Consider the following 22,495-nt stretch of genomic DNA (forward strand, 5'->3'; position numbering starts at 1 on the left):
AGGCTGGGCCAGTCGGGGCGAGCTGGTCGGGGTGGGCCGGGGTCGGGGTGGCCGGTTCGGGGTGCGCGGGTTGGTCGGGTGGGTGAGCCGGATGAGCGTGGGCCGACGGGGGTTGCCCGGCTGTGCGAGACTCCGGCGCGACACCCCCTGAGGAGATCAGATGCAGCTCGACAACTTGCAGACCCTGCAGCAGTTCCACATCCGCCAGCGGCTGCGGATGATGGTCAACCAGTACGAGGTCCGCGCGGTCGCGCCGGACGGCAGCGAGGGCGAGCTGCTGGCCTTCGCGCAGCAGAAGCGGCTCGCCTTCAAGGAGCAGGTGACGATCTACACCGACGACTCCAAGCAGCAGCCCCTGCTCGGTTTCAAGGCCCGCCAGCGCATCGACCTCGGCGCCACGTACGACGTCACCGACGCGGCCGGCAACCCGATCGGCCTGTTCCGCAAGGACTTCGCCCAGTCCCTGCTCCGCTCCACGTGGCACGTCGAGCAGGCCGGCCTGCCGCAGGTGACGGGTCAGGAGCGGAGCCTGCCGGTGGCGCTGCTGCGCCGGTTCGTCGACTCGCTCTCCTGGCTGCCGTACCACTTCGACTTCCTCGCCGGCGGCCAGCCCGTCTTCTCGGTGGTCAAGAAGTGGGGCCTGCGCGACAAGTACGTCGTCGAGGTGCAGAACCCGCAGATCGACCGCCGCCTCGTCATCGCCATGGCCGTCGCCCTCGACGCGCTCCAGGCTCGCTGACGCACCCGACCGGCACATCGACCACCCACCCCTCGGCTCCGCGGGCCGGGGCAGGGCTCGCAGCTTGGGCCCGCACGCGCGAACTGGACCGCCTCGGTTGCACCTCCGCCGGGGCGGTTCGCCGTTGGATGACCACCCCAGCCTTCATGACGTACACCTCGCGCTTGGCGGTGGCGTTGCCCCTCGGATCGAGCACGTACCCGGTGATCCAGATCCGGTCGTGGTACGGGTCGGGCTCGCCGACCGACACGATGCGCAGCATCAGCGCCCGGTTCCCGGTGAACTGCGGCGAGCAGGCCGCCCCGACCAACACGACGTCTGCCGGCTCCACGACAGCCACCCGAGGAACCGGCGGTACACGGCGTCGGCGGGAGCCCAGGTCATGTCCTGCGTAGCCGCCGTCAGGTGCGACCACATGTAGATGCGGAGGGCTATCGGCGAGGCGGCGTACTCGTCCAACAGCTCCAGGCGGCGGGTGGAACAGGGCCAGGGTCGTTCGCACACCTCGCACAGCCACAACGGGAGCACCGGACCGTGCGTGGTCATCAGCTCTCACCCGGCCAGTGACCCCGGTTGATCGGGATCTTGTGCCTGGCCCGACAGGGCAGCTCGTTCCCGCACTTGCAGACGTTCCGCCACTTGATCCACGACCACACCGGCTTGTGCCTGCGAGCCAGGGTCATGGCTACGGCCGTCAGATACTCCGCAAAAGTGACACGACGACGGGTCATGTGTCCATGGCACCACAGGGGGTTGTACGAGGGCAACCCTCCAAGGCGTTGCCCCACCCGGTTCCGTCTGATGCAATTCCCAAGGATCCTACCGTCAGGTTATGGAGTTGCTTGGGCTGGACGAGATCCGCGACTTGCTGGGTGGGATCAGCAAGCAGCGCGCCACGATCATCGTGGGCCGCAAGGGGTTCCCCGACCCGCTGGCCACCTTGAGCATGGGCCGCGTCTGGGATGGCAAGGCCGTGCGAGCGTGGATCGCCAAGAACCGTCCCACTCCGGCTGACGAAGACTGACCGGGCAGGCACCACCTGCCCGGTCATCCGCCACACAATTTACCGACGCCACCACCGGAACAGCTCGGATACGGCCTTCACGATCGGGGCACGGTCTTTGGAGTCAGCACCCCTCAGGGCGATACCGGCCACGATGACTTTGCCGGCTACCGGAAGCCCCACGACTACCACAGCGACCAGCGGACTAGCTGCGGCGATGGGTTCGATGCTGGACAGTCCCACTGCTTGCCTCTCCTCACTCTGGTCGAGTGAGGCGCACAGGGCTCAGCTCGACCAGTACGCAGACTGGTGAAGCCGAGGTCCTGCGCCGACTGAGCAAGATCTCAGATGTTGCTTGGCACCTTCGAGGCACCGATATATAGGGGGGCACTACTACGTCCGTTTATAAGGAAAATCTGACCCGGCGAACGGCCTGTCGGCTGACCGCGCCAGGGCGCAGGCTGCCGCAGTGAGCAGCAATTCACCTGCGCACTCCTTGTCCCGAAGAACAGCCCTCCAGGGGGCGCATCCTTCAGGGGAGACGTCGATGAGTGTAGCTGAATGCGCAACACGCTCACTGACCAACACCCCCTATCCGTGTGGATGGGAGGTACTGGCTAAGGGTGTTCAGTTCACCGCAGAGACGACGAGGGGCACGGTCGGGGGCACCCGGTCGCCCCGGCATGGTCAGTACGGCTGCACTTTGATCACGCAGTCGAGGAACATGGCGGACGGCGAGCCGGACGGTGGCTGCACTCGGTATTTGGCCGTGAAGGTGTCGGTACCCGCCGACAGCCCTTCGACGAAGATCTCGACGGAGGACCGCCCGACTGCACGTGTGCCGCTACTAGTCGAGCCTTCACCGATCGACAGGCTGTCGAGATCGCCCGAAGCCTGCATTACGGCGCTCCAGAGCCATGGGGCAAAGATACCGGGAAGTCCTCACGTCGACAGACCGAGAAACGCGGCCGGTCGAGGCGCAGAACCCGCAGATCGACCGCCGCCTCGTCATCGCCATGGCCGTCGCCCCCCGACGCGCTCCAGACTCGCTGACGCGCCCGACCGGCGCCCTCCGGTCGTTCCTTGGCCATTGGCCGGGGCAGGGTTAGCCATCCCGTCCCGGCCACTCGGCTGCCGCCCCGGCTACGCCCGTTCGACGCGCTCGCACCCGTTCCGATTGGGCCGAGCCGTCAGCCGCGTACCGGCCCGGCGCGGGCCGTCGACGCAGCGACCCGGGTCAGACCCGGAATCGGCGTGAACGCCACCTCGACGGTCACCAGCACGTCCAGCCCGTCGACGACGCAGTCCACTATCCGGCCGTCGTTGCGCTGGGCGATGTCCGTGGCGTACGCGCACGCCGCCAGGTCGCCGTCGAGCGCTCGGGTAGCACCGGCCAGCGCGCCGAGATCAGCGGCCACCGCCGCGCGCTGGGACGCCATCCCGGTCGCGGCGACGGCCGCGCCGAATGTCCCGACCAGCACGAACACGAGCCCCAGAGCGAGCAGCAGGACCGTCGCCCCGCCCCGGTCCGCGCCCGAGCGGCCCATCACCCAGTCCCCTCGTCGGCACCCGGTTCCACCGCTGCGACGGCGGTGGCTGCCACGGTGACCCGTGGTAGCCGGCCGCCCAGCGCACGGACGGGTGCGCGGACGGTCGCCTGCACCCGGTCGCCGTCGAAGGACACCGACACCTCTGCCCCCGGTGGTGCGACCTGTGCGCCGTCCGCGTTGCCGGCGCCCCGGGCGGCGGCGAGCGCGGCTTCGCGGGCGGTGTGCAGGCAACTCGCCTGTGTGCTGACGGCGTTCACCGCCGTCAGGCCGGCGAGCAGCAGCAGGAGAAGCGCCGGCAGGCCGGCCGCCAGTTCGGCGGTGAAGGATCCCCGCTCGCCGCCGACGATGTGGGCCCGCCGGCCGCCGTCGGACGCGCGCCCGGGAGCGTTCCGCGTACGGTCGACCTGCCGGCGCCTGATCACTTGAGTGCCCGGTCGATGACCGCGGTCAGCGCGGACTGGACGTTGCCGGAGGTCAGCACCTTCAACAGGATCCCCGCGAAGGCCACCGCGGCGAGCGTGCCGACCGCGTATTCGGCGGTGTTCATTCCGTCGTCGCCGCGCAGTCGGGCGATGAGTTTGCGCATGGGTCTTCCCTTCCTCGATGGGTCAGAGCACGTCGCCGAGAACGGCGACGATCACCGGCACCAGGCCGGCGAGAATGAACGCGGGCAGGAAGCAGAGCCCCAGTGGCAGCACGATGAGGACGCCCGCCCGACGGGCCGACGCCTCGGCGGCGGTGGCCCGGTCGGCCCGCAGGTCGTCGGCGAGACGGGTCAGCGCACCGGCCAGCGCCGCGCCGCTGTTGGCCGAGCGGAACGCCGCTGCGGCAAGCCGATCCGCCCCTGGCACACCGTCCAACGCCGACCACGCCTCCGCTGGGCCGCCACCGAGGAGCAACGTGCGGCCCACCCGGGCCAGTCGGGTGGCCAGCGGGCCGTCCAACGCCTCGGCCACCGCCAGGACCGAGCGGTCCACCGGCGCACCGGCCCGCATCGCCGCCGCCAGGAGGTCGGCGGCGAGCGGCAGGTCGGCGGCCTCCCGAAGCCGCTGGTTGCGTACGGCGGGAGGCTCGATCCGCCGCAGCGACACATCCAGCAGGACGGCGACCGGAACGGCGCCCAGCCATCCGAACCAGCCCTCGACAACCACTGCCACGGCAAGCCCGGCCATGCCTGCCGCGAGCCGGATCGCATCCGGACGGCGGCGTATGCCCGCAGTCCCGCGAGTGGACAACACCGGGGACATCAGGTGGTCCGCCCCGGCCCAGCGCCCAGCCGCTCAGCCCAAAAGAGACCGACGATCTGCAGGGCGACGGCGAGGACCGCGCACACCCCACCGACCGTGTCGTGCAGGAGCACCGCCAGGGGGTCGACCCCGATCCCGTAGCCGAGCCCGATCCCACCAATCGGCAGAGCAGCCAGCAACCAGGCGGTGGCGCGTGCGCCAGCCGCCTGTGCCGCTGCGGCGGCCAGCCCACGGTCGGTCGCACGGGCATCCGCCTCGATCCGCTCGATCAGCTCCGCCAGCGGCGCGCCAGTCCGGTCCGCCAGCCGCACGGCGGCCGAGGTCAGGTCGCGAAGCCGATCGACGCCGGCCATCGATGCTCCGGCGACGGAGGTGATCTCGAGGGTCGGCGGCATGGGCGAACCCGCCCGAAGGTCGGCCGCCAGGCCGCACAGCAGGTCCAGGCCGCGCCGTCGATTAAGCTCGACCTGCCGATTCGTTCTCCAGCGCAGCAGAGCGCGGATAGCGAGCGTGCCGTAGCCGGCCATCGCCACGGCGGCCACCGGCCCGCCGGACACGGCTCCGACACCTGCTCCCACCAGACCGGCCAGGAGCAGCACCCGACGCGGTGACCGTCGCGCGCGTACCAGAAGGGTCGAGACCGGCCTGTCCGGCTCGTGGCCCGCCGGCCCCACGAACAGTCCGCCGGCACCATGGTCCGGCTGGTCCGCGAGCGGCCTGTCGGTCTCGCGGCCTGCCGGCCCCGCCAACAGCCCGCCGGCCCGATGACCCGCCTGGTCGGGGAACAGCCCGCCGGCCCTCTGGTCCGCCTGGTCGGCGAACAGCCTGCCGGCCTCGTGGTGCGGGGAAGCGACGGCCGCCGGGGCTCCGGCCTCGGGCCTGGCAATGGCAGCCGGGCGGCGCGAGTCCCGGCGGGCCGGCGGACGTGCCGGGCCGGCCGGTCGGGTGGGTCCCTCGGGTCCACCGGTCGCCCTCGAACGGCCGGGGCTGTCGTCGAGGTCCCGGGTGGACCAGGCGACGGCCGTGCGCCCACTGCCGGCCCCCGGCTGCACGAGCGCACCCGGGTCAGCCGAGGCGGCCGTGCCGCCGAGGTCTTCGGTCGGCCGGTCCTGCCCGCGAGCGAGGTCCCGGATCCACTCGACCAGGGCGTCGTCCGGGTCGACACCGGTGGCACGCCGGGTCGGGGCCAGCACCCGACGCCGACGGTCTCTGATGCTCTTCGCCCGCCAGATCACCAGGATCGCGGTGGACAGCAGCAGCGCCGCGACCAGCGCCATCGTGGCGTTCACGCCGGACCTGCCGATCCGGGCCACGGCTCGGTGAGGATCGGTGGGACCGCGACACCCCGGTCCCGCAGCAGCGCGCCGAACGTACGGGCGGCCAGCCCCAGGCCTCGCCCACGTATCCAGGCGGGCACCACGGTGGCCAGGCGTTCCGGCCCTTCGGGGAGCAGCAGACAGATCGATTCGAGGACGCGGCCCTGATCGCCGCGACGCACCTGGAGCAGCACCTGAAGCGCGGCGACCACCTGGGCGTGCAGCGCGGCGCGGGGCAGACCACCGAGCATGCCGAGCGCCTCCAGCCGGGCCGGCACGTCGGACGGGGTGTTGGCATGCAGCGTGCCGGCACCGCCGTCGTGACCCGTGTTCAACGCGGCCAGCAGGTCGACCACCTCTGCGCCCCGGCACTCCCCGACGACCAGGCGGTCCGGACGCATTCGCAGCGCCTGCCGGACCAGGTCTCCGAGGCTGACCACGCCCGTCCCCTCGACGTTGGCGGTACGGGCCTGCAGCCCGACCACGTGCGGATGCCCCGGCTGGAGCTCTGCCGCGTCCTCGACCAGGACGATCCGTTCGGTGGCTGGCACCAACCCGAGCAGAGTGTTGAGCAGGGTCGTCTTGCCCGAGCCCGTGCCGCCGGTGACCAGGTACGCCAACCGGGCCGCGACGACCGCGGCGAGCAGCGGTGCCACCGGTCGCGGCACCGTCCCCTGGCTCACCAGCTCGTCGAGCGTGTACGGGCGATGCCGGAACGTCCGCAGGGACAGGTAGGGACCCTCGGTCGCCACCGGAGGCAGTACGGCGTGCAGGCGGGTGCCGTCGGGCAGGCGGGCGTCCGCGAACGGGGAGCCGTCGTCGAGCCGCCGACCGGCGCTGGCGATGAGCCGCTGCGCCAACCGCCGGACGTCGTCGACCGAGCCGACCGGGATCGCCACCTGGTGCAGCCCCGCACCCCGGTCGACCCAGACGCGTACGCCGTTGACCAGGACGTCGGTCACCTCTGGGTCGGTCAGCAGTGGGGCGAGTGGTCCGGCGCCGACGAGGTCGTCGTGCACCCGGTCGGCGATCCGCAGGACGGCGGTGTCGCCCAGCACGGCAGCGGTGGGTTCGGCACGTACGGCGGAGACGATCGCCGCCGGGGTGACCGGGTCGGTGGCGGCGACGATCCGCTGCCGCACCCGGGCCGCGAAGGAGGTGTCCTCCGGCTGGCCGCTCATGCCGCACCGGTCGTGGCGCCGGTGAGGTCCGCGACGATCCGCTGGCACAGGGCGGCGAGCGGACCCTTGCCCGCCGCCGCCGGGGCCTCGCCGCGTTCGAGGCCCCGGCAGAGCCCCGGCTCGGGGCGCAGCGTGCCGGCGAGGGGAAGCCCGAGGGCCCGTGCCACCTCGGTGGCGCGCAGCCGGCCGGGGGCGGGCCCGCGCACCACGACCGAGAGTGCGTCGCAGTGTGGTGCGGCCACGGCCACCACCCGGGCGGCGGCCGCGGTGGCACGCAACTCCGCCGGTACGACGACGAACGCCTGGTCGGCCGCCTGCAACGCGACCACGGCGGCGTCGTCGAGCTGCCGGGGCAGGTCGATCACCACGAAGTCCCGGCCCCGGTGGGCGGCGTCGACGGTCGCCGCCATGGCTGCGGCGGGCAGCGCCAGCATCTCGCCGCGGTCCCAGGAGAGCACCACCAGGTCGCCTCGACTGGGCAGGGCCTGGACCAGCGCGGGTGCGTCCACCCGCCCGTCCGCGCTGGTGAGTGACGGCCAGCGCAGCCCTTCCAACTGCTCCCAGCCGAGGACGAGATCGAGGCCACCGCCGAGCGGATCGGCGTCGATGAGCAGGGTGCGCAGTCGGGCCCGCGCGGCGGTCACGGCGAGCCCGCCGGCGAGCACGCTCGCCCCGGCGCCACCTCGGCCACCGAACAGCGCGACGACCCGCGCACCCGGGCCGTCCGGCTGGTCTGGGCCGTGCTCCGCCAGGCGGTCCACGAGCCACGGCTCGGCGGCGGGCAGCGCGGCGACGTGTTCGGCGCCGATCAGCTCGGCGATCTGCCAGCCGGGGTCGATCTGACCGGCCCGGCCGACGAGCACCAACCGGGGCCGCTTCGGTAGCCGGGCCCGCAGACACGCCCGCGACTGGTCGACACCGAGCAGCACCAGCGGCGCGGAGGTCCAGCGGGTGCGTGCCGCGGCCGGGTCGGCGGCGAGTTCCACCTCGGTCCCGCCGGCGGCGGCGAGCCGGAGCAGGTCGTCGAGCAGGTCGCCGTCCCCGGTGACGACCAGTGGGAGCCGTCGGATCGGCGGGACGGAGGTACGGGGTGCCATCGCGGCCTCCAGCGGTCGGGATCGGATGCACCGCCGACCCTGCTCGCGACGAACCCCGAACGACGCCCTCGACCCGGCCGCCTGTGGACAACTCAGGGGCCTGTGGACAACGCCCGCCGAGACGGTTGATCTGCTATGCGCACTGGTGTTCGTGCAGCTAGCGGCGCTGCCGCAAAAACACCGCAGGGCCGCTCCCGCGAGAGCGGCCCCAGAAATCGCCGGTCAGCCGACGCGGTCGGTCCAGGCGGTGTCGATGATCATCTGGTACGCGTTGAGCCGTACCGGCGTGAGCGTCAGCATCTCGTGGGCGAGCAGGCCACCCGTGTCCGCATCGAAGATCAGGAGGGACTGGGCGTCGTGTTCCCGGTCGTCGCAGGTGACCGCGACACCGGCCCGACCGGCGCGGTCGGTCACCTGCCCCCGCCAGCGCAGGCCGGGCAGGTCGGCGAGGACGCGCAGGATCTCGGCCCGGGTGGCGCGCGGTATGACGTACCGCGCGTAGAGCGCGCCGACCGCCTTGCTCGCCGATCCCGGGCCGTACTCAATCTTGAGCAGTTCCCGCAGTCGCACCGGATCGGCCGGTGGTGGCGTCAGCTCCATCGGCGGCAGCGGAATCAGCGACGACTCGGCAGAATCGGCCGGGCCCTGCGGGAGTTTGCGCCGCCAGTAAGCCTGGGACTTCTCGTCGGGGTACTGCGGCTCCAGCTGGGTGTTGGCCTGGCTGCCGGTCCCGTCCGCGGCCTGCCACACCTTCGTCTCGCCGACAAAGGCGACGTGGTAACGGTCGTCGGGCGAACTCATCACCGGGTCACCCCACACCTTCGTGTGGTGGTACATGTAGCGCCCGCCGCGGTTGTCGTACCCCGCGTCCTTGATCTTGCTGGCCAGCGTGCGCAGCCGCGGGCCGGCAGCCGGCGGGTCGGCGTCGAACTGGTAGGCGACCGGCACGAGCACCAGCCCCACCGCGTCCCCCGGCCCAACCGGGACGTCCGGCGTGCTCTCGCCGGACGGACGCAGCGCGGCCGCCGCGCCGGCCGCCACCGCGAGCGTCCCGGCCGTCAGGACGAGCCGGCGAGTCGGGCGTACGCGCCGATGCGCCGCCGCCTCCGCGACACCGGCACGATCGATCAACTCGTGGGCCGCGACCGAGGGCGGTGCGACGGTCGCGCTCCGAGCCGGATCGGCCGGGCCGATGAGGGTACGGGTACGGGCCACCGAAAACATCACAGCTCCTCTCGCGTGGTCGCCATCAGTGGGCGGCGGGGACGGACCGGACGGCTCGACATCGCCACGGTCAGTCGACGGCGAGCGCGGTGCAGGCGCACCGCCGTGGTCGCCCGGGTGCAGCCGAGGACCTGCGCGGCCTCGGACACCGTCAACTCCTCCCAGCCGACGAGCCGCAGGATCTCCTGGTCGAGGTCGTTGAGGGTCGCCAGCGCGGCCCGGATGTCGGCGACCCCCACGGTCGTGTCCGCACCGGACGGATCGGCCACCCGCGTCAGGTCGGCATCCGCGATCGGCAGCAGATCCGGTGCGGCCCGCCGGGAGCGCCACTGGTTGGCCAACAGGCGCCGGGCCACCCCGTACAGCCAGGGCAGGCTGCGGTCCGGCACCTCCCGACGCCGCCGCCACGCGACGACGAACACCTCCTGCGCGAGTTCCGCCGACGCGTCGGCGTCGCCGAGGCGGCGCAGGCCGTACCGGACGATGTGCGCGTACTCGGCGGCATAGAGGCTGGTGAACCAGACCTCGTCGCGCTTCCCCGGTGGACCCACCCGAACCCCCACTGCCTCGGCGACTTCCACCCGGACTTGTGTCGCGAAAGGCTCGACGATTACCGCGCGGTTTGCATCCGTGACCTCGACGGGTCACCCGATCCGTGCCGGATGCTGTCAGCGTTGCTGTCGACCCCGGTGACAGGCGTCCCCGGCTGACCCGTGGGTTTGCGTATGGTCCGGCCAATGATCGTCGAGGGCACCCGTGGCTGCTGGGCCCTGTCGTTACGTCAGCGTCGCGTTGGCCTCTACGCGCACCGACCGTCGCGGTCGGCTTCTTTGTTCCTCGGCCCGGCGTTCATCATTGCAACGACGATCTACGATCTGACGCATTCGGACTTGGTCTACCGCATGCCTGCCGAAAAAACGGCCAATCAGAACGATGTTGCCGACGTCGGCCTCGAAGTGGCCGACCAGGCGGCCATCGTCGTGTCCGGCCTCTTGGCGATGGCAGGGCCCATGCGGCCGGGCGCGGGCACATGCCACGACCTGCATCCCGACGATTCCGTTCGCTCTCTGTTGCGGCGCACCGTTCACCGGAAAGCGAGGTGACTGCCGTTGCAGTACCAGCGGCGCCGTGGGTAGCTGACACGCATCGAGCAGCTGCCGTGGCTTCGCTGCCGCACTGGCACTACGCGCCTTGCCGTTGGCCCGGTCACCGTCGTCAGACAGGCACCGAAGCCGTCGAAGCGCCTAGTCCACGCCCGCAAACTTCCACAGACTCCAAATCGCGCTAGGAGACAACATTTACTAGAACTCCGATCGGTATCGATGCACCCAGCAGGAATAAAGTCACTAAACGGCGGGAACCAGATGACTGACTTCCCTCTCCCACCAATTCAAAGCCGGGGAATATCCACTTGTGCAGGCGTTCTATATAAAAAATTGGCCACGTCAGACTAAATGCAAAGGCTCCGACCGAGGTCCGGATTTCCAATCCGCTCGACTTCGGCAACACCAGGCCAACAAAGACCGCGGTAGCCGTCGCCGCCAATATTGCGAGACGGGGCCTGGAGTTCTCCGAACGCAACGATGCCCAACGCGGCACACCCTTCTCTATCTCGTCCGCCAGTCGGGCATAAGCCTGCTTGGCCCACCCCGTCCTCCGCGAGGAAACCTCAACAATAACTGCTTCATTAGCATTTCGAGCAAAAGTAACGCTCAAACGCTCCGACGGCCGAAGGGTGGCCACAAACTTCAGGCCTACGACGCTTCTTCGATCAACCTCGGGGAGAACCTCAAAAATCGGTCCCGAAACCTCGTCCTCGTCTTCAACAATTAATCCCACAAAGGGATATGTCTCGTTGCCATCGCCGACAGAAGCACCACCTGGAACTCCGGCAAGATTAATGACCCCGGTCGCTTCAGCAACCTCTCCCGTCTGCCCCTCCTCGTATTCACGCTCTTTCAGCCAAGTTGAGTACAAATCTTCGACAATTCTCCCTAGACGCTCAAGATCCGCGAACTCACCCGACCACGCGTGCCATTGATGGCGTTTGCGGAAGCTGCGCCTGACAGTACTCATGGTCTAAGTCAGCCCTTCAGCGATCGAAACTTCACAGGCACGGCACTTCTCATGCCATCCCGATCCTCCTATCGATGTCAAGCTCCGGGGATCTCTCGTTGACAGAGCTCTTTTCGTCCCGAACGCGGGACCGCGGCGTTATCGCCTTCCATCCAGTACCGTCCGGTGTGCCGTCGAGCATGGCTGCTATGCCCGCACCTACCAGTGGTGTCCTCAGGCGTTGGCACTCTTGCTGCCTTCTCGCTGGCCTCAACCTCGCCCACGTCAGGTCCCGCGGACCGCATCCCCCAACCCGAGCCTGGCCACCGGCGTCCACGGCCTGCTCGATCCGGTTCGGTCGGCTTCGGTTCCGCCACACCGATGTTCCGTCCGCCTTCACACGTTGCGACCACGCCTGCTCAGATTGGCCCTCTACCCACCGCGTGGATCTCTCCCGCCGCTTCATTCAATGCGATTAGTGGAACACCAAGTTCTCCTGAGCAATGGCCTCGGCGGCTGGGCGATGGCCGCCGGGGAGGTGGCTTCGGCGGCGAGCATGGCGTACTGGCGGGCGCGTTGTGTGGCCACGGCGAGGAGGTCGTTTCCCCGGGGCCTACGCCGATGGGCTCGACGATGAGCTGTCGGGCCTGCGCAGGGCTCAACTGGGTGCGAGGCCGACGGCGCTGCAACTGACCAGCCTTCGTCGATCCGCCCTGAGCCGACGGCGGAGCAACTTCGGCCAAGGCGTCACCAGGCCGGGAGCGCTCCCTGCAAAGGGACGACCCCCGTCGGGGGGAGACGGGGGTCGTCAACGGTTCGGCTCCGGGGGGGTCGAGCCGAACCACTCAGCGGTCACGGGGGGTGCAACCGCCGAGGGCCTGTCTGTTTCGGGTATGTGAAAGCACGTCGTGCGGACAAGTCTGCCTGAGCGGGCCCGTCACGTCGAGTGGTGTTCACTCCACTCAGCGCGAAAATCTCCTCGCCGAATGTGAGCACGGTCACGCTGAGCGGTGGTGGGGGCGCCCGTCCGCAGGTCCAAGGGGTGGCCTGACCCCGGGCACCCGCCGACGATAGACCATCCGGCTAGACTTTCGCGCCGTGGGCCGAAGTGCCGCTTTCTTCGATCTGGACAAGACCGTCATCGCCAAGTCGAGCGCCCTGGCGTTCGGTCGGCCGTTCTACCGGGACGGGCTGATCACTCGGCGTGACGTGGTCAAGTCGGCGTACGCGCAGCTGATGTTCCGGCTGGGCGGCACCGACGAGCAGACCATGGCCCGAACACGGGACTACCTGGCCGCGCTCTGCAAGGGTTGGCAGGTGGAACAGGTCCGCCAGATCGTCGCGGAGACGCTTCACGAGCTGATCAACCCCTATGTGTACGCCGAGGCCGCCGCCCTGATCGAGGAGCACCAGGCGGCCGGGCGGGACGTGGTGCTGGTGTCGGCGTCCGGCGAGGAGATGGTCCGCCCGATCGGCGAGCTGCTCGGGGTGACCGACGTGATCGCCACCCGGATGACGGTGCGGGACGGCCGTTACAGCGGTGAGGTCGAGTTCTACGCGGCCGGCCCGAGCAAGGTCGAGGCGGTCACCGAGTTGGCCGCCGCCCGGGACTACGACCTGGCCGACTCGTACGCCTACTCCGACTCGTACAGCGATCGTCCCCTGCTGGAGTGCGTGGGGCACCCGAGCGTGGTCAACCCGGACCGGCAGCTCCGCAAGCTGGCCTCGGAGAACGCCTGGCCGGTGCTGGAGTTCCGGCATCCGATTCCGCTGGGCCGCCGTTGGCGGGAGCGGCCGGCCGTCCCGGTGGCGGCGGCCGCGCTGGGGGTCGGTGTGGGAGTGGCGATCGGCATCGCCTGGTACGGCCGGCACCGCCGCACGCGCGCCGCCGCCACGGCCTGACCGAGCCCGTCCGGGCGACGCACGGCCTCCACTCTCGCCGGAGACGCCACCCTCGGTAGGCATCCGCTCTCTCGGCGCTCACCCTTCACGGTGCCACCGGCATCGTCGACAGTCGCCTATCCGACACAGTTCATTATCCCCGGTCCCACGCCGTATTGAGCGGTCGCTCAAAAAGACGTACCCTCCATTTGAGCGACCGCTCAAGACGGGGAGATTCGCATGACCGACGACAGCGCACCGACACCACGCAGAACGAGGGCGCACTGGATCCTGGCCGGGTTGATCACCCTCTTCGGAGCGGTCGTCTTCGTCGTGGTGGTGCGGCAGGGCCGAGCCGACAGCGCGGTGCTCTTCGTCGCGCTCCCGGTGCTCCTGGCCGCCGCCCTCGCGCTCGCACCCCGCCGGTCGGCTCACGGGCGGGTCTTCACGGCCACCACGATGGCCCTGCTCCTGGCGTCGGTGGCCCTGCACGAGGGCGCGATCTGTGTCCTGCTGGCCGCCCCGCTGGTCTACGCGGTGGCGCACGGGACCACCGCGCTGATCCGCGCCCTGCGGGAGGCGAACCGCCCGTACGTCGTCGTGGCCGTCCCCCTGCTGCTCCTGCCCGGCCTGGAGGGCACGGGCATCGCTCCCCGGGTGGCTCCGGACCAGACGGTCGAGGTGACCCGGGTCGTCGGGCTCCCGGTGGACCAGGTGGCCGAACGTCTCACTGCCGGTCCCCGCCCGACCGACGTCCGGTCGGTGCCGCTGCGGCTCCTCGGCGTACCGACGCCCGGACAGGTCACCGGCGACGGGCTCGACATCGGCGACCGGTGGATGTTCGGTTACCACGGCAGCGCGCACGGACCGGGCGGCCACCTGCTCGCCGAGGTGGAGAGCGCCGCGCCGGGGCAGGTGGGCTTCGACTTCGTCGAGGACAGCTCCATCACCGCGCGCTGGTTCACCTGGCGGCACGCGGAGCTGAGCTGGCGGGCGGTCGACCCCGGGCACACCGAGATCCGGGTCCGGGTCGACTACACGCGGGGCCTCGACCCGTCCTGGTACTTCGGGCCGATCCAGCAGGTGCTGCTCGGCGCCGGAGTGGGGCACCTGCTCGACATGCTGGCGCTCGAATGACCGTCGCCCGCTGGCTGAGCCTCGCCGTGCCGCTGGCCGCCGTGCTGGCCGTCGGCGCTCGGGAGCGGGACCGGTCCGTCCGGGCCGCGGGGCTGCTGGCGTTCCTGGCCGCCGGGATCGGCATCGCGGCGCTGCACGAGGTCGCCCGCCGCACCGGCTGGTACGCCTTCGCTCCGGTCGACGGCGCGTACCGGGGAATGCCGGTGGACCTCTGGATCGGCTGGGCGGCCCTCTGGGGCCCGTTGCCGGTGCTGCTCCGGCGGGCGCTGCCGCTGCCGGTCGCGCTGGGTCTGCTCCTCTGGGTCGACGCGGTGGCGATGCCGGCGCTGCACCCGCTGGTCAGCCTCGGTCCGCACTGGCTCGTCGGGGAGGTCGTCGGCCTGTTCGCGGTGGCGCTGCCCGCTCAACTGCTCGGTCGCCTCTGCGCCGACCGCCGGCACCTGGGCGCACGGACCCTCCTGCAGGTTGGCGTCTTCGCGGCCCTGCTGCTCTGGTTCGTCCCCACCCTGGCGTTCGAGGTCGGCGACGGGTCATGGGCCGGCCTCATCGCGCTGGACCGCACCGGAATCCTGGTCGTCGCGCAGTTGGCCCTGCTGGTGGCCGTGCCGGCGCTGGCCGCCGTCGCGGAGTTCGCCGTCCGGGGCGGCGGTACGCCCTATCCGTGGGATCCGCCGCGGCGGCTGGTCACCACCGGCCCGTACGCGTACCTGGCCAACCCGATGCAGCTCGTCGCCGTGGCGCTGTTGCTGTTCACCGCGGCGGTCACCGGGAGCGTCGCCCTGGCGCTGGGGGCGGTGTCGGCGACGGCCTTCAGCGCGGCGGTGGCCGGGCCACACGAGCAACACGACCTGCGCACGCGGTACGGCGATTCCTGGCGGTCCTACCGACGGCAGGTACGCGACTGGTGGCCCCGCTGGCGGCCGTACCCCTCGCAAGAGCCGGCCGTGCTCTGGCTGGACGACGACTGCGGACCCTGCGCGGCCACCTGGCGGATGCTGGCCCGGCGGCATCCGGTCGGCCTGCGGATCCGGGCGGCCCGGGAGCACGAGCGCGTGCTGTGGCGGGCGGAGTACGTGGGCGGCGACGGCCACCGGGAACGGGGGGTGGCCGCCGTCGCCCGATCGCTCGAACACATCCATCTCGGTTGGGCTCTGGTCGGCTGGACGTTACGGCTGCCCGGGGTCACCTGGCTGGCTCAACTGCTCACCGATGCGATGATCGCACCGCCGCATCCGGCCCGTCCGAGAGGAGAGCCATGTCCGACACCAAGCAGCGTCTCCTCGACGGCGCCATCGCCGCCATCCGGGAGCACGGCATCGCCGGCGTCTCGGCCCGCACCATCGCCGCCGCCGCCGGCGTGAACCAGGCGCTGGTCTTCTACCACTTCGGCACGGTGGACGACCTGCTCGCGGCGGCCTGCCGGGTCAGCACCGCCGAGCGGGTCGAGCACTGGTCGGCGCGGCTGGCCTCGGCCGGTTCGCTGCGCGAGCTGCTCGCGGTCGGGCGGGCGCTGCACGAGGAGGAACGGCAACTCGGCAACGTCACCTTCCTGGCCCAGATGTTGGCGGGCGCACAGGCGGACCAGCGGATGGCCGCCCCCACCGCCGGTGCGCTCCAACTCTGGGTGGACGAGATCGAGCAGGTCCTGCGGAGGCTGCTCGCCGGGTCACCGTTCGCCGAGGTGGCCGACGTGCCCGGCCTGGCTCGCGCGGTCTCGGCCGCGTTCATCGGGCTGGAACTCTACGACGGGGTGGACCCGGCCGGCGCGGACCGGGCGATGGCCGCGCTCGACCAGCTCGCGCTCCTCATGGAGATCGTCGACGATCTGGGGCCGATCGCCCGCCGCGCGCTACAGGCCAAGGTCAACCGGGCGACGCGGCGGGACTGAGCCACCGCTCACGCGGCGGCGAGAATGTCGTCGCCGATGGTGGTGAGCTGGTCGGCGCCGACCTCGACGGCCGTCATGTAGTGGCGCAGCCAGGAGCGCAGCCCGTCCGGGGTGCCGGTAGCGAACGCGCCGGCCGCGCCGACGTACTCGGGCTCGCGTTCGGCGTGACCGACGTCCACGGCGAGCAGCCCGCGCGGGTCGAGGCCGCTGGCGAGCAGCACCAGCCGGGCGGCGCCGCGCGCCACCACCCCGGACGGTCCGGCGAACGGACGTAGGTTGAGCAGTTCTCCGTGTACGACGGCGGCGAGCACCAGCGGGGAGACCTTCGTCCCGCCGGCCACCAGCCCGGCCAACCCGTCGAGGCGGGCGGCGACCACCGGATCGGCGACCGGACGACCCAGCTCGGCCTCCGGCACGATGTCCCGGGCGGCGAGGACGTGCAGCCGGGCGAGGGCCTGCCGGGGCGCCTTCGGCCAGAGTTCGCTCAGACCGGGCAGGGCCCCGGCGACCCGTAGCGCCCCCTGGAGCACCGGCTCGGTGACGGTGCCGGCGCGTACCTCCTCGCGCTCGTGCACGGCCCCTTCGAGCGCGGCGCTGGCCACCGCCGAGCGGAGGCCGACCTCGGCCGCGACCTGGCCGCCGCTGCGGCGCAGCGCGCGGTGCCCGAGCGCCCGGTCGAAGTGTTCGCGGGCCCGGTCGACGGCGGGCGCGATGTCGGCGAGCGCGAGCAGCGGGGCGAGCGGGTCGGTGGTCACCCCGCCACGCTAGCGATCCCAGCGGGCTGATCGGCCCACACCCGCCCGCAACGCGACCCGGGCCACCCGGCCGCCGGCCGGCAAGATCGACACGACTTCACCGAAGTGGGGCTATCAAGGCGGCCCGAACACCCCACTTCGGCGATCTCGTGTCGATCAAGCGACCCGCGCCGGCGCGCGCACCCGCTACGCCGGGCCGTCGGGCGCGTGGCGGGGGCCGCTCGGCGCGACGGGGTGGGCAGCGGTCGCCGGCCGGGGGACCCGCGACTACCCTCGTGCCCATCGAGACGCAGGTCACCCCGAGGACGAGGAGTCACGGCATGAGCGAGGCATTGGCCAATCTGCTGAACGAGACGCGCCAGTTCCCCCCGCCGGCCGAGCTCGCCGCGCACGCCAACGTCACCGTCGACGCGTACGCCGAGGCGCAGGCCGACCGGCTCGCCTTCTGGGCGAAGCAGGCCGACCGGCTGGCCTGGGCGAAGAAGTGGGACGAGGTGCTCGACTGGTCGAACCCGCCGTTCGCGAAGTGGTTCGTCGGCGGGCAGCTCAACGTGGCGTACAACTGTCTGGACCGGCACGTCGAGGCGGGCCGCGGGGACAAGGTCGCGATCCACTGGGAGGGCGAGCCGGGCGACACGCGGACTCTCACGTACGCCGATCTGTACGAGCTGACCTGCCGCGCGGCGAACGCGCTCACCGACCTGGGCGTGACCGCCGGCGACCGGGTGGCGATCTACCTGCCGATGATCCCGGAGGCGGCGGTGGCCATGCTGGCCTGCGCCCGGATCGGCGCGGCGCACAGCGTGGTGTTCGGCGGGTTCTCGGCGGACTCGTTGAGCAACCGTATCCAGGACGCCAGCGCCAAAGTGGTGATCACCGCCGACGGTGGTTACCGGCGGGGCAAGCCGTCGGCGTTGAAGCCGACCGTGGACGAGGCGGTGGCGAGCTGCCCGTCGGTGGAGCACGTGCTCGTCGTCCGCCGCACCGGCGAGGACGTGGCCTGGTCGGAGAAGGACCACTGGTGGCACGAGACGGTCGAGACCGCGTCGGCCGAGCACACGGCGCAGCCGTTCGACGCCGAGCACCCGCTGTTCATCCTCTACACCAGCGGCACCACGGCCCGCCCGAAGGGCATCCTGCACACCACCGGCGGCTACCTGACGCAGGCGTCGTACACGACGCACGCGGTCTTCGACCTGAAGCCGGAGACGGACGTCTACTGGTGCACCGCCGACATCGGCTGGGTCACCGGCCACTCCTACATCGTGTACGGCCCGCTCTCCAACGGCGCGACCCAGGTCATGTACGAGGGCACCCCGGACACCCCGCACAAGGGCCGGTTCTGGGAGATCGTCGACCGGTACCGGGTGAGCATCCTGTACACCGCGCCGACGCTGATCCGGACGATGATGAAGTGGGGCGAGGACATCCCGGCCGGGTTCGACCTGTCGTCGCTGCGGCTCCTCGGCAGCGTCGGTGAGCCGATCAACCCCGAGGCGTGGATGTGGTACAGGCAGCACGTCGGCCGGGGTGAGCTGCCCATCGTGGACACCTGGTGGCAGACCGAGACCGGCGCCATCATGATCTCCCCCCTGCCGGGGGTGACGGCGACGAAGCCGGGCTCGGCGATGGCCCCGCTGCCGGGCATCGTCGCCGACGTGGTGGACGACCAGGGTCAGTCGGTGCCGAACGGTGGTGGCGGCTACCTGGTGCTGCGTGAGCCGTGGCCGTCGATGCTGCGCACCATCTGGGGTGACGACGACCGGTTCCTCGAGACGTACTGGTCGCGGTTCGAGGGGATGTACTTTGCCGGCGACGGCGCGAAGAAGGACGACGACGGGCACATCTGGCTGCTTGGTCGGGTGGACGACGTGATGCTGGTGTCCGGGCACAACATCTCGACGACCGAGGTCGAGTCGGCGCTGGTGTCGCACCCGTCGGTGGCCGAGGCGGCGGTGGTGGGCGCGACCGACCCGACCACCGGCCAGGCGATCGTGGCGTTCGCCATCCCGCGCGGCAGCACGGACATCGCCGGCGAGGCGGGTGAGCAGCTCATCGCGGACCTGCGCAACCACGTGGCGAAGACGCTCGGCCCGATCGCCAAGCCGCGGCAGATCATGTTGGTGCCGGAGCTGCCGAAGACCCGCTCCGGCAAGATCATGCGTCGGCTGCTGCGGGACGTGGCCGAGAACCGGTCGCTCGGCGACGTCACCACCCTGCAGGACTCCTCGGTGATGGAGCTGATCTCCTCCGGGATGAGTGGCGCGAAGTCCGACGAGTACTGACGACAGACGTACCCCGATCGGTGGGTGATGGTCCGCACGGACCGTCACCCACCGTCGTCTTTTGTGGACTTTGACCGTCGGGCGTACCACCGGCCGACGGTCCGACGGATAACGCCTGCATCACGTTCCCGCCGTTCGGCCGGATTCTCATTTAGTTTCACGAAGGTCGGCTGGCCCTCGACGCGACGCTGCGTGCACGGAGTCCGCCGGCTTCCCTCGCCCATGCCCGAGAAACGGAGCGGCATGAACAGAAACTCCCAACCGGGGTCGCGTCGACGACTACTCGTCGCGCTACCCGTCATCGCCCTCGCGGCCACGTCACTGACCGTGAGTGGCAGTGCGGCGGCACAGCCGTCCACCACCCCCCGGGCGGTGATCGGGGCTGACGAGTACTACATCAACTACGCCGAGCCCGAGGTCCAGCCGGACACTTCCGGCCGTGAGGTCAAGGGCAAGAACGGCGTCTACACCCCCAAGGTCGACGACGCCCGCGCGTTCGACCAGAAGCACGCGCGGGGCAACCCGGTGACGGCCCGCCAGCTCGCGCAGATCGAGGCCAAGTCGATCAAGACGGGCAAGAGCCCGCGCCAGATCAAGCAGGCGCCCAACACGCAGACGGCGAAGCTGCTGACGCTGCTGGTCGAGTTCAACGACAAGGCCAACGACGACTTCACCAACGTGATGGTCCCGAAGACGGTGTTCGAGGACCGGACCTGCGTTCCCGGCACCGTGCAGAACGGGCCGAAGCACAACAAGATCCCGGACCCCTCGCGCCTCGAGCACGAGGACAACAACTCGATGTGGGTGCCGGACTTCTCGCCGTCGCACTACAACAAGATGCTGTACAGCAAGAAGGGCATCACCGAGCGGGTCCGCAAGGACCTCAAGGGCCCGGACGGCAAGAAGGGCATCGACATCTCCGGTCGCACGATGCACAACATGTACCTGGAGATGTCCAAGAACGCGTACACGGTCGACGGGCAGGCCAGCCCGTGGATCACCGTGCCGCACTCCGAGGGCTGGTACGCGGCCAACCGCTGCACCCAGGACGAGAACGGCAACTGGGTGCCCGGCCGGGAGCAGTCGATGAACGGCCACCCGGACAACCCGGCCGGCGCGAGCCGGCTGGCCGGCGACGCGATCGAGGCGCTCGCCGCCAAGGACCCGACCTTCCCGTGGGCCGACTACGACAAGGAAGACCAGGCCGACCGCGACGGTGACGGCAACCTCTTCGAGCCGGACGGCGTGATCGACCACCTCGTGCTGGTGCACGCCGGCAAGGGCAAGTCGAGCGGCGGCGGCAGCCAGGGCACGTACGCCGTGTGGGCGCACTCCTCCTCGGTGCCGGGTGGCTTCACCATCCCGGGCACCAGCCTGAAGGTGTCGAACTACATCGTGCAGCCGGAGGACGCCGGCGTCGGCGTCTTCGCCCACGAGTTCGGTCACGACCTCGGTCTGCCGGACCTCTACGACACCTCCGGCAACGCCGACTCCGACGTGGACTTCTGGGACCTGATGGCCTCCGGATCGCACTCGGGTGAGATCTTCCAGGCGCTGCCGACGCACATGGGCATCTGGGACAAGTGGGTGCTCGGCTGGGCCGACCCGCTGACCATCCGTCCGGGCTCCAACCCGCGCGAGGTCAAGCTCGGGCAGACCTCGCGTACGCCGATCGACGCCGAGGACGGCATCAAGGTCGACCTGCCGGACAAGGTGACCGTGCTGGCCACCCCGCACAGCGGCACCAAGATGTGGCACAGCAACAACGACCAGAGCTGGGCCGACGTCAAGCTGAGCCGCTCGGTGGACGTGCCCAACGCCGCGGACTCCAAGTTCTGGATGTGGAACAACTACATCATCGAAGAGGACTGGGACTACGGCTTCCTCGAGCTGTCGACCGACGGTGGCACCACCTGGTCCGAGCAGAAGGTGTACGCCGAGGACGGCACGGTCGTCACGACGCCGGACAACTACGGTGACCCGAACGGCCGGATGAACGACTTCGGTGGCAAGAAGTACGGCCTGACCGGCAGCACCGACGGCTGGCGTCACGACTACGTCGACCTGTCGGCGTACGCGGGCCAGACCGTGCAGGTGCGACTGCGCCTGGCCACCGATGAGGCGTTCGAGGAGCGCAACTGGTTCGTCGACGACTTCTCGGTCACCGGCGGCGGCGCCACCGTATGGAGTGACGACGTCGAGGGCGGCGCCAACGGCTGGACGACCAGTGGCGGCACCTTCGTCGACACCACCGGCGCGGGCTGGAAGGTCTCCGGCGGCACCGAGGTGCACGCGCAGTACTACCTGGCCGAGTGGCGCAACTTCGACGGCTTCGACAAGGGCCTGAAGTACGCCTACGACACCATCTACTCGCGCGACGCGTGGAAGGTCGACCGGATCTCCTACAACGCGCCGGGCATGCTGGTGTGGTACCGGGACAGCGCGCTGGGCGACGTCAACCACGTCACCGGTCAGATGACCTCGCTGCCGAGCTACGGCGCCAAGGGCGGGCTGCTCATCGTCGACTCGCACAACGAGCCGTACCGGCGTACCGGCACGGCGGCCGAGAAGGACCCGTCGGTGACGGACAACCTGCCCAGCCGTCCGCAGTCGTCGAACGCGGCCTTCACGCTCCAGAAGACGTACCCCTTCACGGAGTGCCTGGAGGCGGCGGGCGAGCCGTACAGCGCGTACTGCACGAAGTTCAAGGCCCTGCCGCCGGTGAAGGGCTTCACCGACGCCAAGGGCTGGTACCCGGGCATCGAGATCCGCGACGGTGCCGCGTACGCCCGGGACAACGACGCCTCCGTCGTGATCCCGTCGCGTGGCAACGCGCCGTACACCACCCGGGTGACCAACCCGGACGGTAGCCCGGCGCCGGACTACTACGGCGTGACGCTGGGCGGCGGCGCGATCGTGCTCGGCACGGGCAACCCGGCCGACGCGGGCGTGCAGAACGGCGTCTCGTTGACGATCCGTAAGGCGGCGAAGGACAACTCGTCCGCCACGATCTACGTCACCCCGGCGACGAAGTGACGGTTTAACGGGTTCGGCAACTGATGGTGGGGCCGGTGGCGGGAACGCCACCGGCCCCACTGTCGTTTCATCTGATCTTATTGATCGAAATTCATCGTTGC

21 protein-coding genes are annotated in these 22,495 nt (G+C 70.6%); 9 read left to right on the plus strand and 12 right to left on the minus strand.

All coding sequences use genetic code 11. The annotated features are described in order from the left end of the window. The first annotated feature begins 160 nt into the window (after positions 1-160). Positions 161-739, plus strand: coding sequence for a hypothetical protein (locus ACIBTX_RS02720; RefSeq protein ID WP_357123657.1), 579 nt, complete (start codon positions 161-163; stop codon positions 737-739). A gap of 832 nt (positions 740-1,571) precedes the next feature. Beyond that, a complete protein-coding gene (locus ACIBTX_RS02725; protein ID WP_357123651.1) occupies positions 1,572-1,763 on the plus strand; it encodes a hypothetical protein in 192 nt (63 codons plus the stop codon). A gap of 666 nt (positions 1,764-2,429) precedes the next feature. On the opposite strand, the gene ACIBTX_RS02730 is transcribed toward ACIBTX_RS02725, so the two are convergent. From ACIBTX_RS02730 to ACIBTX_RS02775, 10 genes are all read right to left on the minus strand, one after another. After that, positions 2,430-2,642 (minus strand): hypothetical protein, encoded by a 213-nt coding sequence (locus ACIBTX_RS02730; RefSeq protein WP_357123648.1) that lies wholly within the window; start codon positions 2,640-2,642, stop codon positions 2,430-2,432. Between the two features lie 290 nt (positions 2,643-2,932). After that, entirely contained in the window at positions 2,933-3,289 is a 357-nt protein-coding gene (locus ACIBTX_RS02735) for an Rv3654c family TadE-like protein (protein ID WP_357124642.1), read from the minus strand. After that, positions 3,289-3,711 carry a TadE family type IV pilus minor pilin gene (locus ACIBTX_RS02740; protein WP_396832129.1) on the minus strand — a complete coding sequence of 141 codons (423 nt, stop codon included), beginning with the start codon at positions 3,709-3,711 and terminating at the stop codon, positions 3,289-3,291. The genes ACIBTX_RS02735 and ACIBTX_RS02740 overlap by 1 nt, the downstream gene beginning before the upstream one ends. After that, positions 3,711-3,878 carry a DUF4244 domain-containing protein gene (locus tag ACIBTX_RS02745; RefSeq protein ID WP_234584142.1) on the minus strand — a complete coding sequence of 56 codons (168 nt, stop codon included), beginning with the start codon at positions 3,876-3,878 and terminating at the stop codon, positions 3,711-3,713. Before ACIBTX_RS02745 ends, ACIBTX_RS02740 begins: the two co-directional genes overlap by 1 nt. A 22-nt stretch (positions 3,879-3,900) precedes the next feature. After that, positions 3,901-4,539 carry a type II secretion system F family protein gene (locus ACIBTX_RS02750; RefSeq protein WP_357123644.1) on the minus strand — a complete coding sequence of 213 codons (639 nt, stop codon included), beginning with the start codon at positions 4,537-4,539 and terminating at the stop codon, positions 3,901-3,903. After that, the gene (locus tag ACIBTX_RS02755; protein WP_357172019.1) at positions 4,539-5,828 is read right to left on the minus strand and encodes a hypothetical protein; all 1,290 of its coding nucleotides are present in this window, start codon (positions 5,826-5,828) and stop codon (positions 4,539-4,541) included. Before ACIBTX_RS02755 ends, ACIBTX_RS02750 begins: the two co-directional genes overlap by 1 nt. Beyond that, positions 5,825-7,036: a TadA family conjugal transfer-associated ATPase gene (locus ACIBTX_RS02760; protein ID WP_357172020.1), complete on the minus strand. Its 1,212-nt coding sequence runs from the start codon at positions 7,034-7,036 to the stop codon at positions 5,825-5,827. Before ACIBTX_RS02760 ends, ACIBTX_RS02755 begins: the two co-directional genes overlap by 4 nt. Next, a complete protein-coding gene (gene ssd / locus ACIBTX_RS02765; protein WP_357123635.1) occupies positions 7,033-8,133 on the minus strand; it encodes a septum site-determining protein Ssd in 1,101 nt (366 codons plus the stop codon). Before ssd ends, ACIBTX_RS02760 begins: the two co-directional genes overlap by 4 nt. Positions 8,134-8,355: 222 nt before the next feature. Next, on the minus strand, positions 8,356-9,357 hold the full coding sequence (locus ACIBTX_RS02770; RefSeq protein WP_357172021.1) for a CU044_5270 family protein: 1,002 nt from the start codon (positions 9,355-9,357) through the stop codon (positions 8,356-8,358). Continuing rightward, positions 9,357-9,908, minus strand: a complete 552-nt coding sequence (locus tag ACIBTX_RS02775; RefSeq protein WP_357172022.1) for a sigma-70 family RNA polymerase sigma factor — start codon at positions 9,906-9,908, stop codon at positions 9,357-9,359. The genes ACIBTX_RS02770 and ACIBTX_RS02775 overlap by 1 nt, the downstream gene beginning before the upstream one ends. A 186-nt stretch (positions 9,909-10,094) precedes the next feature. On the opposite strand from ACIBTX_RS02775, the gene ACIBTX_RS02780 reads away from it, so the two are divergent. Continuing rightward, positions 10,095-10,460 (plus strand): hypothetical protein, encoded by a 366-nt coding sequence (locus tag ACIBTX_RS02780; RefSeq protein ID WP_396831958.1) that lies wholly within the window; start codon positions 10,095-10,097, stop codon positions 10,458-10,460. A 181-nt stretch (positions 10,461-10,641) separates the two neighbouring features. Here ACIBTX_RS02780 and ACIBTX_RS02785 read toward each other — a convergent pair whose 3' ends face one another. Beyond that, on the minus strand, positions 10,642-11,433 hold the full coding sequence (locus ACIBTX_RS02785) for a hypothetical protein (RefSeq protein WP_357123622.1): 792 nt from the start codon (positions 11,431-11,433) through the stop codon (positions 10,642-10,644). A gap of 1,077 nt (positions 11,434-12,510) precedes the next feature. Between ACIBTX_RS02785 and ACIBTX_RS02790 the strand changes: the two genes are divergently transcribed. From ACIBTX_RS02790 to ACIBTX_RS02805, 4 genes are all read left to right on the plus strand, one after another. After that, positions 12,511-13,314, plus strand: a complete 804-nt coding sequence (locus ACIBTX_RS02790; protein ID WP_357123615.1) for an HAD-IB family hydrolase — start codon at positions 12,511-12,513, stop codon at positions 13,312-13,314. A 219-nt stretch (positions 13,315-13,533) separates the two neighbouring features. Then, positions 13,534-14,430 (plus strand): hypothetical protein, encoded by an 897-nt coding sequence (locus ACIBTX_RS02795; RefSeq protein ID WP_357175960.1) that lies wholly within the window; start codon positions 13,534-13,536, stop codon positions 14,428-14,430. Next, positions 14,427-15,791, plus strand: coding sequence for a methyltransferase (locus ACIBTX_RS02800; protein ID WP_396831960.1), 1,365 nt, complete (start codon positions 14,427-14,429; stop codon positions 15,789-15,791). Before ACIBTX_RS02795 ends, ACIBTX_RS02800 begins: the two co-directional genes overlap by 4 nt. Next, the gene (locus tag ACIBTX_RS02805; RefSeq protein WP_357123606.1) at positions 15,686-16,318 is read left to right on the plus strand and encodes a TetR/AcrR family transcriptional regulator; all 633 of its coding nucleotides are present in this window, start codon (positions 15,686-15,688) and stop codon (positions 16,316-16,318) included. The genes ACIBTX_RS02800 and ACIBTX_RS02805 overlap by 106 nt, the downstream gene beginning before the upstream one ends. Positions 16,319-16,326: 8 nt before the next feature. Here ACIBTX_RS02805 and ACIBTX_RS02810 read toward each other — a convergent pair whose 3' ends face one another. Further along, a complete protein-coding gene (locus ACIBTX_RS02810) occupies positions 16,327-17,073 on the minus strand; it encodes an oxidoreductase (RefSeq protein ID WP_357123603.1) in 747 nt (248 codons plus the stop codon). 320 nt (positions 17,074-17,393) lie between these two features. Here ACIBTX_RS02810 and acs point away from each other — a divergent pair, with 320 nt between their 5' ends. Together acs and ACIBTX_RS02820 are read left to right on the plus strand one after the other, a co-directional pair. Further along, positions 17,394-19,358, plus strand: a complete 1,965-nt coding sequence (gene acs, locus ACIBTX_RS02815; protein WP_396831962.1) for an acetate--CoA ligase — start codon at positions 17,394-17,396, stop codon at positions 19,356-19,358. 243 nt (positions 19,359-19,601) lie between these two features. Continuing rightward, complete coding sequence (locus ACIBTX_RS02820) at positions 19,602-22,394, plus strand: immune inhibitor A domain-containing protein (RefSeq protein WP_357123597.1); 2,793 nt, start codon at positions 19,602-19,604, stop codon at positions 22,392-22,394. Positions 22,395-22,495: the final 101 nt, after the last annotated feature.

This window comes from Micromonospora sp. NPDC049359 (assembly GCF_044466585.1).
Classification (GTDB): Bacteria; Actinomycetota; Actinomycetes; order Mycobacteriales; family Micromonosporaceae; genus Micromonospora.